The sequence below is a fragment of the Pantoea sp. XY16 genome (genome assembly GCF_025153065.1).
GTDB classification, from domain to species: domain Bacteria; phylum Pseudomonadota; class Gammaproteobacteria; order Enterobacterales; family Enterobacteriaceae; genus Pantoea; species Pantoea alfalfae.
In genome coordinates, this window is record NZ_JANZNP010000006.1 from 168349 (window position 1) to 184332 (window position 15984).

The window sequence follows — 15984 nt, forward strand, 5'->3', positions numbered from 1 at the left end:
CTTTTCCAGCTTCTGTTAAACCAATGACAGCCAGCTTTGCTTAATCTGATTACCGTCAAATTTCAGCGCGGTTTGTCTGGTTTTTTCGCTCATGGCATAGAACAGCGCGTCATCGGTGGCAAGCTGCTCCATTCGGGCCAGAAACGTGGCTTTGTCATTCATCGGGACCAGGAATCCATCTTCACCGTGGTTGATGATCTCCTGCGGCCCGGTCGGGCAGTCATACGCGACGACCGGCAGTGACCAGGATTTCGCTTCCAGCAGCACCAGTGGCAAACCTTCATAGCGCGACGTCATCAGCGCCATGTCGCTGTCGCGATAATAGTCATTGATATTGCTGACCTTGCCGACAAACTTCACGCTGTCGGTAATGCCCAGCACGGCCGCCTGGTCATGCAGTTGCTGACGCAGTTCGCCGTCACCGGCAATCACCAGCGTCCAGTCGGCATGAGTGCGGGAGAAGTCGCGCCAGATATCCAGCAGCAGATCAAAGCCCTTCTGGTTATCCAGACGGCCCACCGCCAGCGCCTGGCGATGACGGGTCTGACGCTGATAGCCTTTGTATACCACCGGGTTGGGGATTGGCTTGCTGGGAATGCGCCAGCGGCTGAACACCTGATGATCTTTTTCGGTCAGAACAATCACGCGATCGTAGTAGCGCAGCAGCAGAAACTTGAGGAACTTAATCGGTTTGCTGAAGGAGTTAATGGCGATATGTTCGCAGGCGTAGGCTTTGCCTCGCTTCTTCTTCATGGCCAGCAGATTCCAGAAGGCGAACATCACGCTCAGGCGACCCATGCTGATCAGGAAGACGGTATCGAAACCCTCTTCGTTAATTCGCGCTACCGCGCTTTTAATCGGGTTGCTCTGCCCTTCGAAGCTGACGATTTCTCTGACATGCTCAAACGGATAAAAGGTTTTACCGCTACCTTCCAGCGAGTAGATGGTGACGTCATGCGTTTCGCCAAGACACTCTGACATAAAGTTACAGATGTTCTCGGTGCCCGCATACGAATAAGCATCTTTGATCACCAGGACAATTTTTTTCATGAAACGCTATCCACCTCAAATTTTAAAGACAATCCTGCCGACAGGCTTAACGATGCTTAAGGGTAAATAGCACACCATTCACCATATACCAGGCGTAATAGTAATAGATTTTTAACGGATTGTTTTTATAGATAATTCTTAATAGTTCAAGGTGCCACTGGGCCGCTTTGTTCTTATTACGCGAAAGGGAATCGCCTAACTCGTAATAGTTGACCAGAATCGTCTGAATTACGCGTGCCTGCTTATAGCGGGTGAATAATTCATACAAAAACAGAAAATCTTCGTGTCCTTTTCGCTGGAAGAACAGACCCTGCGGTGGACGGCGGAAACAGACAGAAGAGAAACAGACGCGATACTGCTTCTTCACAAAGTTTTCCTGCTGCAGGTAAGGTTTGCCGTAGGTGATGTCGTGCTCAGCTTTGCGGGTTTTATAGTGATATTCGGTAATCACAAAATCATCACCCGCCGCGATGGCCGCAACCTGCTGGGTCAGTTTATCGGCATGCCACTCATCGTCGCTGTCGAGAAACGCGATAATCTCTTCAGTCGCCGCGCGCAGCCCGACGTTGCGGGTCTCTGCTGCACCCATGTTGACGGCGTTATCCAGAATAGTAATGCGCGGGTCCTGACAATGCTCGCGCACAAATTCCAGCGAGTCATCGGTGGACTTATCATTAACCAGATAGAGGTGCCAGTCGGTATAGCGCTGATTGATAACCGATTGCACAGCGCGTAATACCGTCTGACGTGCATTATACATAGGCATGACAATGCCAACGGTTCCAACAGAAGTATTCATCTTCAACCCTGAATTAAACGAAAAGAGAGGTGCTCCTGGCGTCAGGAGCAGAACGAGGCGCGGCGTGCGTCAGGAGTGTGCTTTCTCACCGCCGAAACGTGCTTTGACCTTGTCTTTAACCCGGTTCATAAAATAAGCACGGTTGTCTTTATTGGTGAGGAAGAAGTAACGCGCAAAGCTCAGGCTCGCCATCAGCGACTTGCCATCCATTTTGTAGCGCAGCGGCAGCTTAAAGGCTTTGTAGGTGTGGATATCACGCGGGGTAAGATGCGGCTTCATGCTATCAAGCCAGAACATCGAGTAGTTCACCGATTCGCCTTTGTGTTTCGAGCCAAATTTCGTGACCAGGTGGTAGTTCGCCAGCGGTGCGGCGATCATGACAAAGTCATAGCCCATGCGGTCGGCACGAATGCAGAAATCATAATCCTGATGACGGATGTAGCGGGTATCGAACTGAATCTTCGCCGCGTCTTCGCGCTTCAGCACAATCGTGCTGGTCTGGATAAAGCCGTAACAGCCGAACAGATATTCCGCAACGGTTTCATTTTTACCCGGTGGCTGCATCGGCATCACTTTCAGGAAGGTCCCATCCTGGTAGATATTCACCTGGCTGAAAATGACGACGTTCTTTTTGCCCTGGGCTTCCAGCTGCGCAATTTTTTCGTTCACCTGCTGCAGTTTGTCCGCGGCCCACTCATCATCGGCGTCAAGGAAGCTGACATAATCACCGGTCGCCAGCTCTATACCTTTATTACGCGCACCGGCTCCGTTGAGCTTAACCTCAGAGAGCACAAGATTGATGTCGAGATCCTGGTAGCGTTCGCTGCGAACCACCTCCGCCAGCGCGGCGGCATCCGCCGATTTATCATCCACGATGATGACTTCAAAATTGCGATACGTCTGCGCCTTAACGCAATCCAGCGTAGTTACAATCGATTCTGACGCATTGTAAGCGGGGATCACGATAGAGAAGCGAATGTCCTTCATTGCCAGCACCTCATTAAAAACATTTACAATTCAAATATATAACGTTAGGACGTGGCAGGGTAACCGGTGATGTCCTAAATTGTTGCCGAAGCGTTGGCCGCCTCTTTTTTCTTCTGACTGCTGGTGATAAAGGGCTTCTCAACGCAGAGATAGGTCAGTCTGGCAACATAGAAGGAGGCCACAAAGAACAGCGTGGAAAGCAAGGTGTAGAAGACAAAGTTATGCTGAATCAATGATTCTGGAATCATCTTGATGAAATAGAGCACGATGCCGTGGATCAGATAGAGGCTGTAGCTGACCTCACCGACCGACATCAGGGTTTTACTTTCCAGCAGGCCGAACAGCGAATTGCCGCTGCTGATAATGAAAAACACCACGGCCAGCAGGCAGAGGAAAATCAGGTAGTAGAACGTACTACTGGTAAAGAACAGCGCGATAACGGCCAGAGCAATGGCCATTGCCGCCGCCAGACCTGAGGAGCGGAAAGCCATAAAGCGGTCGCGGTAATGCCATGCCAGATACCCGGTTGCAAAGCCCAGCACCGGACGGGGATCGGTATAGGCGGTGCCCCAGAGACGCAGCGCGATAGCGACGGCCAGAATTCCGCCAATCGATCCCATGATCAGCAGCATCTTAAAGCGGCCACCGGTGGCACGATTCAGCAGGTAAATGAACGGAATTGACAGATAGAGCAGCCATTCCAGTCGCAGCGTCCACTCGACACCCGCGTTGATATTAGCCGTCGGAATTGAACCGATATGGTAATTGCCGATAAACAGGAACCAGCGCAGCCCGTCCACCAGCATTGCGCCGCTCGCCACCACATCCCCACTGAACCAGCCAATGACCACGATCAGCAGTGCAGAGAACCAGAACATCGGCACAATGCGTCGCACGCGTGACTTCAGCAATTTGCGTGTCAGTTCAGCGGTGGTCAGCTTGTCGTTGTCCAGCCAGCGATAGAACAGAAAAGCTGAGATCATGAAAAACAGGGCGACACCGAATTTACCGGAGTTGGCAAAAAAGTTTCCCTGCGACACCCATGCAAAATAGTCTTTATCAAAGATCCACTCATGGTCGAGTGAATAGACGTAATGCGCAAAGTGTGAAAAGGCGACGATGCTGGCCAGCAGCGCACGCAATCCCGAGATACTTTTAATACCGCTGCCGTTATAAACGCCGCGATGGAATGAAAATAACCGTAATACCATCAGTGCCATGACTAATGACAGCACCATCATGAGTACGTACATACCGCCCTGCTCCTTCTGTTTTTAAATAACTTAATTAGTGAGTCGATTTAAAAACGGCATCAAAATCGTGGCTCAGCAGCGCGAACGTCTGCTGCGCTTTTAACTGATAAAGATCTTTCGTCGGGTGAATACAGTCAGGAGACATCTGACTGTTCCACGTTTTCTGCTGCTTAATCAGTTCATACTGTCTTACTACCGGGACCTGCTGTTCGCGGGCCACCGCATTTATCTGATAGACATAAGGCCAGACATTCCATTGCTCTGCACGGCCACACAGCGGATTAGGCTGCTGCAGCACCACCTGTTTGCCATGCGCTTTCGCCGTTTTCACCAGGTCCGTCAGGATACGGTTAAAATCCTGCGGGCTTTCTGCGCCATGAGAGTGGTTTTTACCTGAAAAGACGCGCGCATCATTGATGCCATAGTTGATGAGAATGATGCTGGCATCGGATTGCGCCATACGCTGTTCCCAGCTCTCTTTCGCGTTAATCAGTTCTGAAACCTGTGCGCCTGGCGAACCATGATTCTCAATACGGATGTCCGGGCCATATTTTTCCTGCAGCATCTGCTGCAGATAAGTCATTTCATTCTCTTTGCTGATGACATTACGTCCGCCAGAAGAAGTCACACCGGCGGTCGTCGAGTCGCCATAGGCTGCGATAACAACCGCAGCCGGAGCATCGGCTGCCTGCACCATTAACGGCGCAGCAATCACTAACAGGGGGAGGAATCGAATCATTTTCAGCTCTCGTCTTAGTGAACTAACTTGAATTCACGCGCCACTTCATACCCCACAACCGCCTGTTTAAGCGAGATGGTGTTGTAGTAGAGGTAGTACATCTGGAAGAAGACAAACATCGCAAACATCGCGGGCTTCCAGGCTCTCTTAGACTGGTAGATCAACAGCGTCAGCACTATTGGCTCTACCTGCAGCAGGTAGTTTGAGAGACGAGCGCCCGATGAGTAGTTGTAGAAAAAGATCCTGATAGCCCCCCCGATTGCGAAGGTAATAATCAGCAGGTAATTCAGTCGCCAGACATCATAATTGTCACGCTTCAGGCGGTTCGACAGCATGAAGTAGACAAAAATAAAGACCAGCGCCACGTTTTTCAGGTTCGAAACCGAGAAAACACTGCCGGTACTGGCTGTCGCTGCGTTGTCATTGTTGTAGCCAGCGGCCCTCTCCCCTAATCCCCCCAGATGGCCGGCAATGGCTGTAACGAAGCCCATCCCACCCACTTTCGAAGCCGGAATACTCAACACAATAATCGCAATCGGGAACCAGCGACGTTCACGCAGGAACAGGAAGGGGATCAGCGTGACCACCATGACCGCAGTATTGTGGCTGATAAATGAGAGAACAAAGAAGCCAAACGCCAGCCAGTAACGCTTCAGATAAAGCGTCCAGATTACTCCCAGGAAAAAGGCCGAGCTCAGACCAAAACGGATCTGGTTAACATCTTTGTTAATAAAGATATGGGCCGAATAGAGCGCCAGTGCCAGCACCGGATAAGGTGACATCTTTTTAAAGAAGATGGCGTTCGTCCCCACCGCGAGGATCGAGAAGACAAACAGAAAGGCGCTGGCATTATGGGAAATCAGGCTGGTCAGCCAGGCAATGGCAAAGATCAGCGGTTCATAGCGGAAAAATGCTACGGTATTGAAGAAGCCGTTGACCTCGATGCGCCGGACGAAATCTTCAAAGAAGCTGCGGTACTGATAATCATCCATGCCCGTGCCAAGTCCGCGGATACCGCCGAACACAATCAGCGTCACGGTCGCGATGCAGAGCAGATAAGTCAGAATATGGGAGGTGCGTTCGTCTTTTTTTAGCAATATTTCAAACAGCGAAAGCAGCAGTAAAAAGCCTGATACATACCAATATGGAGCCATGGTGTGATTCCTTAATTCCACAAGTTCTCATGCCAGCAATAATCACGCTTCGCCTTCCCGGCTTGCTTTTCCGGGTCTGATAGCACGGTCACAAGTTGCGTGCAGGCGATGCCATGCTGGTGATGAATTCTGTTGAGTGACGCTCGCCATGCGATTTATAGAGGTATCGCTTTCGTGGGTTTGGACAGAATAACCTGTGTAAATTGATGCGTGTCGTCATTCAAAGGGACGATAAAAAGGGGCGGTCAGACCGCCCCCTGTTTATTACTCAATGATCAGCTTTTTTCGGGCTTGCTGTAGTCATAGGCATAGTAGTCATAACCATGGCCATATGAATTAGCAGCTTTACGCACCACGGCGTTGAGGATCACACCTTTAATCTCAATACCGTTCTGGGCAAAGCGCTTGAAGCTGACGTCCACTTCTTTGGTGGTGTTGGCTTCGAAACGCGCCACCATCAGTGAGGTGCCGGCCAGCTTACCGATAATGGAGGCATCGGTGACGGCCAGGATGGGTGGCGTATCGATTAACACCAGGTCGTAGTTCTTGCTCGCCCATTCCAGCAGCTCACCCATGCGACGATGCATCAGCAGCTCAGACGGGTTTGGCGGAACCTGACCACGTGGCAGGAAGTCGAAACCGTACACGCCCTGCTGAATCAGCGCCGGACTGAACTCAGTTTTGCCAGACAGCACGTTTGACAGGCCAGATTTGTTATCCGCGCCCAGCAGTTCGTGGGTATAACCACGACGCATGTCGCCATCGATAAACAGAACACGCTGACCTGCTTTCGCGACCAGAGTCGCCAGGTTGGCACAGATAAAGGTTTTACCGATACCCGGGCTGGCACCGGTGATCATCAGGATGTTGTTTTTCGCTTCCATCATGGCGAAGTGCAGGCTGGTACGCAGACTACGAATCGCTTCAATGGAGAGGTCAGTCGGATTACCCAATGCCAGCAGCGTTTCGTGCGGATCGGTTTTCACCTTGCTGCCACGGCGCGCCAGTGCTTCGGTATCCTTCTTACGCTGCCAGTCAGACAGTGGAACGCTGGCATAGACATTCATACCCAGCTCTTCCAGCTGATCCGGATTCTCAATGCCGTGATGCAGCAGTGCTTTGAGCAGAACCAGACCTACTGATACGAACAGACCCAGAATCAGGCTCGCAGCAATGATCAGCAGCTTCTTCGGTGCAACCGGTGAGTTAGCGGTCTGCGCGCTGTCAATGATGCGGACATCACCCACGGTGCTCGCCTTGCTAATGCCCAGCTCCTGCTGACGGTTCAGCAACTGCATGTAGATCTCCTGACCAGACTGAACGTCACGGGTCAGACGCAGGATTTCCTGCTGAGTCTGTGGCATGCCAGAAATTTTCTTGTTCAGCTGAGCCTGCTCACCTTCCAGCGTTTTGCGTTTTTCCAGCAGCGCGCGGTAAGTCGGGTGATCTTTGGTGAACAGCTGGGAGACTTCTGCTTCACGGAAGGTCAGTTCGTTCAACTGACTCTGCACGCTGACAGAGGAGTCCAGGGCAGATTTCGCTTCCAGTGACAGGTCAACAGATTCGTTCTGACGACGGAAGGTATTCAGCTTGTTCTCTGCTTCATCCAGCTTGCTGCGAACGGCAGGCAGCTGCGTGCGTAAGAACTCCAGGCTTTTCTCGGCCTGCTCTGACTTGCGTTCAACGTTCTGTAACAGATAGTTGTTCACAATCTGGTTCAGCACTTTGCTGATCTGCTCCGGATCTTCACCCAGATACTCCAGACCCAGTACGCCGGTATCTTTACCTTTGTCTGCCACGGTCAGGTTAGAGAGCACAGAACGGATCGCCTGCAGGTCATTCAGCTTGGTCACGGTGAAGCTGGTGCCTTCATCGGCATGAATCTCGCTTACCAGCATGCTGATGTCGCCGTGCGACTCCAGCTGGCCGACTTTACCTTTGAACAGCTCATCGCCATCTTTAGAGACGGTGTAGCTATCCGGACCGGTCACTTCCAGTTCAACGTTACGTTTGTCGATAGTGCGTGGGATTTCCAGACGCGAAATCGCGATACTGGCGGGTTTGTTGCCCATCAGGCGCGACAGACCCTTGCCGATGACCGGTAAGTAGTTCTGCTCAACCACGGTATCCAGACCCAGATCGTCAACGGTTTTGCCGATGACCATACGGGATTCCAGAATCTCGATTTCCGTATCAGAGGCAGGTGTCGGTGGCAGAATGCTGTCAATCTCGTTCAGAACGGTGCTGGCATTCTTCTGCTCAACCTGAACTAATGCATCAGCGCTATAAATCGGTGTCGCAAACAGTGTGTAGAGTGTTCCCGCCAGCATGAAAAATGCAGTAACGGCAACAATGATCCAGCGATGGTCAATGAGCTGTCCCACAAGATGTGCCAGATCCCATCCATTCGACTCCTCGCCCGGCGCGGTTCTGACCTTATTTTTTATATTCATGGATAATCCCAACTATCGGCTTAATACGTTGACCCATTTCTGGGTAGCGTTTTCCAGTAATCCGTAAATCTCTTCAAAGGCCTCACGGCTTTTTCGGTACGGATCCGCAATTTCTTTCTGATTGAGCCAGTGCCCAAGCAACATGGTTTTGCCACGTGCGGCGGGGTCGATGCGATTCACCTGTTCAATATGTCGCTTCTCCATGACCAGAATCAGGTCAGTGTTGCGGCACATTTCGGCTGTTAACTGTTGTGCCTGATGGCCTTCCAGCGACAGACCCTGCGCTTCGGCAACAGAGGATGCCATTTTGTCGGCCGGGTGGCCGACAAGCGCCCCCAGGCCGGCAGAGCGAACATCTAAATCGGGCAGCGCACGTTTAAACAGGCGCTCTCCGGTCGGAGAGCGGCAGATGTTGCCAACGCAAACGACTAACACGGACGTAATCATGGTCAGACCTTAGTTCGACCAGTTGCGGATACGCAGTGCGCTCTCGCTCACATCGTTGATACCCGCAATGGTTGGCAGTAATTGCGAGATCACACGGTTCCAGCGCGTCAGCGGCGTTGAGGTGACATACACGATGTCATATGGCTGAAGCTGGAATTCGGTTCCCATCACCATGGATGCCGCATCTTTGGTGTTCAACTGATAGATGTTGGCAATCTTATTGCGATCGGTGCCGCGCAGTGGACGGATAACGAAGACGCCGGTGGCGTCAGAGGTGGTTTGATCCATCCCGGCCGCGTTGCCCAGTGCTTCCGCCAGCGTCATGCCGCTACGGTCCATTTTCAGGGTCGCCTGCTGCTTCACTTCACCCATCACGAAGATTTTCAGATCATCGTTACGCGGAACGTAAAGGATATCGCCCGGATAGAGGAGGTGGTTCTGACTCAGGTCGCCATTCTGCATCAGTGCCTGCAGAGAGACGCGCTGTTCACGACCGTTGTGCGTCAGCACGACGTTACGCCAGTCAGCATCAGGGGCCAGGCCGCCAGCAGCGTTAATCGCGTCCAGAATCGTCAATGGCACGTTAGTGATCGGCTGCTGACCTGAAGTCGTGACCGAACCGGTGACATAGGTTTTCTGTGATTTGAACGAGGCGATGCTCACATCAACCTGTGGGCTTTCAATGTACTGTGCCAGGCGGCGTGCTACTTCGTTACGCACTTCGCCAACAGTACGGCCCGCTACACGCACACGGCCAATGTAGGGATAGAAGATAGTGCCGTCAGAATGTACCCAGTTGCCGGTGTCGCTGGCGCTACGGTACTGGCCCGCAGGTGTCGTCAGTTCCGGGTGATCCCAGACCGTCACGGTCAGGACATCGCCCACACCGATACGGTATTCATAGTTCTGAATTTCGTTCTGCAGTGAAGGGTTCGCCTGAGCCACCAGAGGCTTAGGACGCATTTTCTCAACCAGTGAAGGCGTTAACGGGAAGACGTTGACATATTTATCGATGTCAAAGTTGCTATCCTGTTGCTCAATAACATCTTTTCCTGATGTAGAAAGACGAGAACCGGGTTCGACAGTACACCCGACAAGGAATGTGGCGGATACCAGCAAGGGTATCAATTTCATTTTGATTGTAATCATTTAGATCTTCGCTATCAGTTATTTATTGATAGAGGCGAAACCGCCGCTGTGTAAGCGTCCAACAAAAAGTAAATCCTGGCTGACTTAAGCCTTAAGCTCTGAACCTGTCGTTCATTATCCTTGCTCCACTTGTTATAAGTAGTGGCCATCAACCAGGGTGTACCCGAAACGCCTTGCATCATAGCGGACTATAGATGCACTGCGATATCCCTGATGATGGCCGCTATTAACGACACGCCTGACAACGGCATAACACCTCGGAGCGCGCGTGAGCACGCTCATTCCGACTCACGATTAATAGGCACCGTCGCGTTTCAACACCACGCCCACTGTTTTAAACAGAATGGCGATGTCATTCCACAGTGACCAGTTTTTCACGTACCATGAGTCGAAATAGACGCGGGTTTCATAGTCAACATCATTACGACCGCTGACCTGCCACAATCCCGTCATGCCTGGTTTAGCCATCAGGTAATAATCAACATCACCAGCATAACGACAGAGTTCATCTTCAATGACCGGACGAGGCCCGACCAGACTCATATCACCGCGCACCACGTTCCAGAGCTGAGGCAACTCATCGAGGCTTGTTTTACGGATGAAGTGGCCCACTTTAGTAATACGTGGATCATTTTTGAGTTTGAAATCTTTATCCCATTCCGCACGCGCAATCGGATCAGTACGAAGCACTTCTTCCAGCACTTCTTTTGAATTAATCACCATTGAACGGAATTTCAGACATTTGAATTTACGGCCATTCATGCCGACACGTTCGTGACCATAAATCGGTGGTCCGCCATCACGGCCAACCAGGAAGCCCAGGACCAGCAGTGCCGGCATCAGCATCAGAATAATCGACAGTGCACCGACGATATCAAAGGCTCGCTTCAGGAAACGCGAAGTGCGTTTTGCCAGGTTATTCTGAACCCGCAGGATCATCACTTCGTGGCTGAAGATATAGGCCATATCAGTACCGTAAAGCGGTACACCGCGTAGCGTCGGGATGACAGAAACTGAACGACAGTTGTGCATCGCCAGCGATTTCAGCCACACATCGCGATACTGACTCTGCTCATATTCTACTGCCACGATAAACTGGGTTTCGCTGTTAGTCAGGCTCCACAGCTCTTGCTCGTCGCGCAGAACCGGTACGCCGTTCATGATCTCCTGAGGACAGGTTCCGTCAACGTCATAGAAGGCGATGACGTCAAATCCCATGACCTCTTCACTTTGCAGCGCCTGCCAGGCTTCGTGCGCATTTTTGCTGCTGCCGATAATAATGGTCTGTTTTTTCCACAAGCCATTTTTATTCAGCAGACGCTTAGCCAGCGCGCGACAGGTCGGAATTAAAATCAGCGCCAGAATCCAGGTCAGTAACCAGACGAAACGCGACATCTGCCACTGTGACAGCGCGGTAATCGACAGGTCGATAACAGAAAATATAAGAATGGTACGAAAAACTTCTTTTAATTCGAACCAGAAAGGTTTGCGGTAAGTGTAGTGACGCAGCCTTACCCAGAACCAGCCAATACAAATTACCGACAGGCAAATGTGTGTGGCAATTTTTAAATTCATTTCTTTTTCAGAAATATCTGCCAGCGGCGAACCTGACTGAGCATTAATTAGCATCATCGCCACAAATAACGCTGCGTTGAAACAAATTAAATCTGAACATGCCAGCATTAATTTGGTAATAAGACTTTTAAACGTAAATTCAGTATCGCGCATATTTAACTCTTTATTTTATTTCCTTAAACCCGCAACGGCTATCGCCTGTTTAATCGTTAAGCGATGAAACCTTTCCAGACTGAGCCGTTTCTAAGGGGAGCTCCTGCGGCGTTTACGCCAGTGATCTTAACCATGACACCAATAATATTGTGATGAATACCAACAGATTACTCTGACTTTACGCACCGCCAGCACTGCTCATTTTATCAACGAAAAACGCGATTCAGGCACGCTACCGCCCTTGGCTGTCGCTGCCAATATCGCTGTCATCATTCATATTGCTCCCCGTAATGCGTTTACGTTACCGCAGCGCATCATACAGACGTTTTTTAGCGAATAACTCATTCGTCACATTTCGATTAATGTCGAATAGGCACGCAAATTACGACTCTGGGACAGGGTTTGCTAACTTGTTGCTATACTAGTTATTACTGGCTTGTTTACAAGCAGGTCCCGCCATCCCTGGACTATTTTAGGAAAAAGACTACCAGCAATTAGTATTGATGCCTGACAGGCAGTGCAATCCTTTCTGTACAATTCGGATTAATGCCATACTCCCGGTGAGATAAATCTCATAAGCCCGGCAGGTGAATATCACTTTCCCGTGACAAAATGACTCAGAATAGTCTTCTCTACACCCTGTGAATTTAATCAAAGCGTCACACTGTTATGTTCATATTTTGCACGATATATCGCGCTGTGCTGGTTATCCCTCCCTGCCCTGCCATTTGTACGCGGCTTCGCACTCCACTATCATCAGAGAAAACCCAATTTAAGACATTCAGGTGAACAACACATGCTGGAGGTAATTGCAGATCCCTCGCTTTGGGCGGGATTAGTAACGCTAATCGTTCTGGAACTGGTTTTAGGCATCGACAATCTGATCTTCATTGCCATCCTGGTTGAGAAGCTTCCCGGCCCCCTTCGCGACCGCGCGCGCGTAATCGGACTGCTGCTGGCATTAGTGTGCCGCTTATTGCTGCTGGCTTCGCTTTCCTGGCTGGTTACGCTGAAAGAACCCTGGGTTACGCTGGCCGGTCACCCCTTTAGTGCGCGCGACTTACTGCTGTTGTCCGGCGGGATTTTCCTGTTATTTAAAGCCACAACAGAGCTGAACGCGCGCCTTGAAGGCCATGATGACGATGCTGGTCAACAAAAAGGCGGCGCTAAATTCTGGCCGGTGGTGGCGCAAATTGTGGTGCTGGATGCCATCTTTTCGCTGGATGCGGTAATTACCGCCGTCGGCATGGTGAATGAATTGCCGGTCATGATGATTGCGGTCACCATCGCCATTCTGCTGATGCTGCTCGCCAGCAAGCCGCTGACCCGCTTTGTGAATAACCATCCTACGATTGTCATCCTCTGCTTAAGCTTCCTGCTGATGATTGGCTTCAGCCTGGTGGCGGAGGGCTTTGGCTTTGTCATTCCCAAAGGCTATCTCTACGCGGCTATCGGCTTCTCGGTAATCATTGAGGCACTCAACCAGCTGGCCCACTTTAACCGTCGGCGTGTGCTGTCGGCGGGTCGCCCGTTGCGCCAGCGCACGGCGGAAGCGGTGTTACGGATGCTGCGCGGTGCAGCGGAACCGGCGGAACTGGATGCAAAAACCTCGTCGCTGATTGCTGACAGCGACGCCAGCATGCTGTTCAACCGCCAGGAGCGGGTGATGATTGCCCGGGTGCTGGGCATGGGTCAGCGCCACGTTAACAGCATCATGACCTCACGCCATGATGTCGAACATATCGATCTCAGTGATGACCCGGCAGAGATCATGTCACGCCTCGACCGCAACCAGCACACACGCATTCTGATAACGGACAATTCCAGCGAACCGCTGGGCGTGGTGCATGTCATCGATTTGCTGCACCAGTCGCTGCACCATAATTCACTCGATCTGCGCGCCCTGATTCGGCAGCCGCTGGTCTTTCCTGAACGTCTGACGCTGCTGCAGGCGCTGGAACAGTTCCGGCAGGCCCATACTCACTTTGCTTTTGTGGTGGATGAGTTTGGTTCAGTGGAGGGCGTGGTGACCCTGAGTGATGTGATGGAAACCATCGCGGGCAATCTGCCGAATGAGGCGGGAGAGATTGATGCCCGCTACGATATTCAGATTCAGGGAGAGGGACACTGGATTGCCAACGGCCACATGCCGCTGGAAGACCTGGCGCTCTATGTGAAATTGCCGCTGGACGAGCAGCGTGATTATCATACGCTGGCAGGATTACTGATGGATAAGCTGCAACATATCCCTCAGGAAGGGGAAGTGTTGCAGCTGGGGGATTATCTGCTGCGAACCCTGCAGGTGGAAAATCATCGGGTTCAGAAAGTCGACATTCTGCTGCAGCCCGATAGCGATTACGAGGTGTAAGCATTCACCCGGTTTGACAGCATGCGCCCGCTATGGGCGCATGATTTTCTTCAGGTTCTCTTTGTTCTCGCCCTCTTTCTGACGATCGATCCACTGATTCAGTCGTGACTTCGCTTCACTCTGAAGACGGTCACGCAGCACGGCATCCACCGGCAGAGAATATTGCAGGCTGTTCCAGTCACCATACATACGCAGCGGAACCGGCTGACTGGAGAGCGTCTTCACCAGCGCCTCGTCGCCATGCCAGCCGCTGATTTTCAGCCCCAGGGTGAGGTCCAACTGTTGCTGCACCATGTCGACTTTACCCGCGCCCTGCAGGCCCAGATTCTGACCATTGCCATTGATATCGCTGAAGCTGAGAACGCCTTTATTCAGCGCGACCTGACCACTGATCGACTCAATGCCTTCATCGGCGGCTTCCTGACTGCTGACTTTATCACTGACCCGTGCCACGGCACGCTGCACCATCTGCTGCAGATTAAGCTGTGCCAGCTTAAGGTTACTGGCGCTGATGGTCGCCCTGCCCTGCCAGCGTCGTTTTGCCGCCTCAACCGTCAGCGTATTGCCCCACAGCTCGCCATCAAGGCTCAGATTTCCCTGCAGGCTTTCCGGCAGGTCAAACGCTTTAAGCAGTGGCTGAATGGCAATCAACCGGAGTTGCGGTTTCAGGCTGGCCTGCGTTTCCGGCTGACGAATATCGATGCTGCCGGGAACCGAGAAACCGCCATTGCCCAGTTTGCCGCTAAGCGTGTTCAGTGTCATCAGTCCCTGCTGGTTGCTGGCGTTTACCGCCAGTCCGGTCAGGGAGAGGCCGCGCCATATCACACTATCCGCCTGTAATTTCAGCGCCAGGTTCAGGTCATTCAGCGGAGAGTCGGCATTGCTGCGCTCCCGTGGGGCAGCAATCACCGGGGAACGAGCCACAGTGGCATGCTGCACGCCAGATGTTTCAGAGACCGGCGTGCTGGTGAGCAAATTATCAAGATTCAGCGTGCTGGCTTTCAGATCCAGCGCCAGCTGCTGTGGCGGAGTAATCTGTCCGTTGCCCTGCCCGGTCAGTGTACTGTCGTTGGCGGTGAGCTGCAGATTGCTGAAGGAGAACTGCTGGCGGTCACCATTCCATTCGCCCTGCAGGCTCAGAGAGCCTTTGATTCCCTGAACCGGAATATCGGCACCGGAGAGGGTGTAATCAAGCTGCTGCAACTGGCCGCTGAGACGATGGGGATATTGTGCGGCATCAAGCTGACCTTTGAGATTCAGGGTCGCGTTGCGCTGATTGCGCATCAGACTGGTGCTCAGCGACAGGGTCGCCAGCTTATTCGCGTCCTGTTCCATATTAATATTGAGGTCGCGAAAATTATATTCGTCGCCGCCCGGCTGCTGCCAGATAAGCAGACTGTCGGCTACCTGCAGCTTAGCAATATCAAATGACCAGCCGCTGGACGCCGCGGCTGGCTCCGCATCGCGCGGCCCCTGCGGCGCATTTTTAGCACGCTGCGCACTGCTCTCTGGCGTGACCCGCACGATCGCATTTTTCAGCAGTACCTGACTGACGCTGAGCTGATGGGATAAGAGTGGCCAGAGATCGACATCAAGCCGCATGTTTTCTGCCGAAACCAGCGGCTGGCTGGCACCCGGCGCGGTGAGACTCATCCGGCCTGCCAGGATACTGAGCTGAGGCCAGACGTGCCAGCGCAGATCGCTGCTGACTTCAAGGCGATAACCACTGCGTTGTTCGACCTGTTGCACCATATAGGCACGAAAGTCGTTGGGATTGACCAGCAGCACCAGCGCGCTCATTCCCGTTACGACCACCACTAACAGGATGGCCAGCGTGGTTATCACTCTTTTCATTAC

General features: G+C 52.1%; 12 protein-coding genes. 1 reads left to right on the forward strand and 11 read right to left on the reverse strand.

Features of this window, described 5'->3' with window-relative positions:
- Positions 1-15: 15 nt before the first annotated feature.
- The 10 genes from N1689_RS10805 to wbaP all read right to left on the reverse strand — a co-directional run bounded on the left by N1689_RS10805 (position 16) and on the right by wbaP (position 11759).
- Positions 16-1050: a glycosyltransferase gene (locus N1689_RS10805; protein ID WP_161732296.1), complete on the reverse strand. Its 1035-nt coding sequence runs from the start codon at positions 1048-1050 to the stop codon at positions 16-18.
- A gap of 46 nt (positions 1051-1096) precedes the next feature.
- A complete protein-coding gene (locus N1689_RS10810; protein WP_260058867.1) occupies positions 1097-1849 on the reverse strand; it encodes a glycosyltransferase family 2 protein in 753 nt (250 codons plus the stop codon).
- Between the two features lie 69 nt (positions 1850-1918).
- On the reverse strand, positions 1919-2836 hold the full coding sequence (locus tag N1689_RS10815) for a glycosyltransferase (RefSeq protein WP_253419287.1): 918 nt from the start codon (positions 2834-2836) through the stop codon (positions 1919-1921).
- Between the two features lie 74 nt (positions 2837-2910).
- Positions 2911-4089: an acyltransferase gene (locus N1689_RS10820; RefSeq protein ID WP_161732292.1), complete on the reverse strand. Its 1179-nt coding sequence runs from the start codon at positions 4087-4089 to the stop codon at positions 2911-2913.
- 34 nt (positions 4090-4123) lie between these two features.
- On the reverse strand, positions 4124-4828 hold the full coding sequence (locus tag N1689_RS10825; RefSeq protein WP_161732290.1) for an SGNH/GDSL hydrolase family protein: 705 nt from the start codon (positions 4826-4828) through the stop codon (positions 4124-4126).
- Positions 4829-4842: 14 nt separating this feature from the next.
- Positions 4843-5982: an EpsG family protein gene (locus N1689_RS10830; RefSeq protein WP_260058869.1), complete on the reverse strand. Its 1140-nt coding sequence runs from the start codon at positions 5980-5982 to the stop codon at positions 4843-4845.
- A gap of 275 nt (positions 5983-6257) precedes the next feature.
- Positions 6258-8435 (reverse strand): tyrosine-protein kinase Wzc, encoded by a 2178-nt coding sequence (wzc, locus tag N1689_RS10835; RefSeq protein ID WP_161732286.1) that lies wholly within the window; start codon positions 8433-8435, stop codon positions 6258-6260.
- Positions 8436-8447: 12 nt separating this feature from the next.
- Positions 8448-8882, reverse strand: a complete 435-nt coding sequence (locus N1689_RS10840; protein WP_013358465.1) for a protein-tyrosine-phosphatase — start codon at positions 8880-8882, stop codon at positions 8448-8450.
- 9 nt (positions 8883-8891) lie between these two features.
- Entirely contained in the window at positions 8892-10031 is a 1140-nt protein-coding gene (locus N1689_RS10845; protein ID WP_033733244.1) for a polysaccharide export protein, read from the reverse strand.
- Between the two features lie 294 nt (positions 10032-10325).
- Positions 10326-11759: an undecaprenyl-phosphate galactose phosphotransferase WbaP gene (gene wbaP / locus N1689_RS10850; protein WP_222925241.1), complete on the reverse strand. Its 1434-nt coding sequence runs from the start codon at positions 11757-11759 to the stop codon at positions 10326-10328.
- A gap of 796 nt (positions 11760-12555) precedes the next feature.
- Between wbaP and N1689_RS10855 the strand changes: the two genes are divergently transcribed.
- Entirely contained in the window at positions 12556-14127 is a 1572-nt protein-coding gene (locus N1689_RS10855) for a TerC family protein (protein WP_161732282.1), read from the forward strand.
- 30 nt (positions 14128-14157) lie between these two features.
- On the opposite strand, the gene asmA is transcribed toward N1689_RS10855, so the two are convergent.
- Entirely contained in the window at positions 14158-15981 is a 1824-nt protein-coding gene (gene asmA / locus N1689_RS10860; RefSeq protein WP_260058871.1) for an outer membrane assembly protein AsmA, read from the reverse strand.
- Positions 15982-15984: the final 3 nt, after the last annotated feature.

Bases quoted from the DNA above. Each gene is read 5' to 3' on its own strand.
- N1689_RS10805 (WP_161732296.1), bottom strand. From the start codon at position 1,050: ATGAAAAAAATTGTCCTGGTGATCAAAGATGCTTATTCGTATGCGGGC.
- N1689_RS10810 (WP_260058867.1), bottom strand. From the start codon at position 1,849: ATGAATACTTCTGTTGGAACCGTTGGCATTGTCATGCCTATGTATAAT.
- N1689_RS10815 (WP_253419287.1), bottom strand. From the start codon at position 2,836: ATGAAGGACATTCGCTTCTCTATCGTGATCCCCGCTTACAATGCGTCA.
- N1689_RS10820 (WP_161732292.1), bottom strand. From the start codon at position 4,089: ATGTACGTACTCATGATGGTGCTGTCATTAGTCATGGCACTGATGGTA.
- N1689_RS10825 (WP_161732290.1), bottom strand. From the start codon at position 4,828: ATGATTCGATTCCTCCCCCTGTTAGTGATTGCTGCGCCGTTAATGGTG.
- N1689_RS10830 (WP_260058869.1), bottom strand. From the start codon at position 5,982: ATGGCTCCATATTGGTATGTATCAGGCTTTTTACTGCTGCTTTCGCTG.
- wzc (WP_161732286.1), bottom strand. From the start codon at position 8,435: ATGAATATAAAAAATAAGGTCAGAACCGCGCCGGGCGAGGAGTCGAAT.
- N1689_RS10840 (WP_013358465.1), bottom strand. From the start codon at position 8,882: ATGATTACGTCCGTGTTAGTCGTTTGCGTTGGCAACATCTGCCGCTCT.
- N1689_RS10845 (WP_033733244.1), bottom strand. From the start codon at position 10,031: ATGATTACAATCAAAATGAAATTGATACCCTTGCTGGTATCCGCCACA.
- wbaP (WP_222925241.1), bottom strand. From the start codon at position 11,759: ATGCGCGATACTGAATTTACGTTTAAAAGTCTTATTACCAAATTAATG.
- N1689_RS10855 (WP_161732282.1), top strand. From the start codon at position 12,556: ATGCTGGAGGTAATTGCAGATCCCTCGCTTTGGGCGGGATTAGTAACG.
- asmA (WP_260058871.1), bottom strand. From the start codon at position 15,981: ATGAAAAGAGTGATAACCACGCTGGCCATCCTGTTAGTGGTGGTCGTA.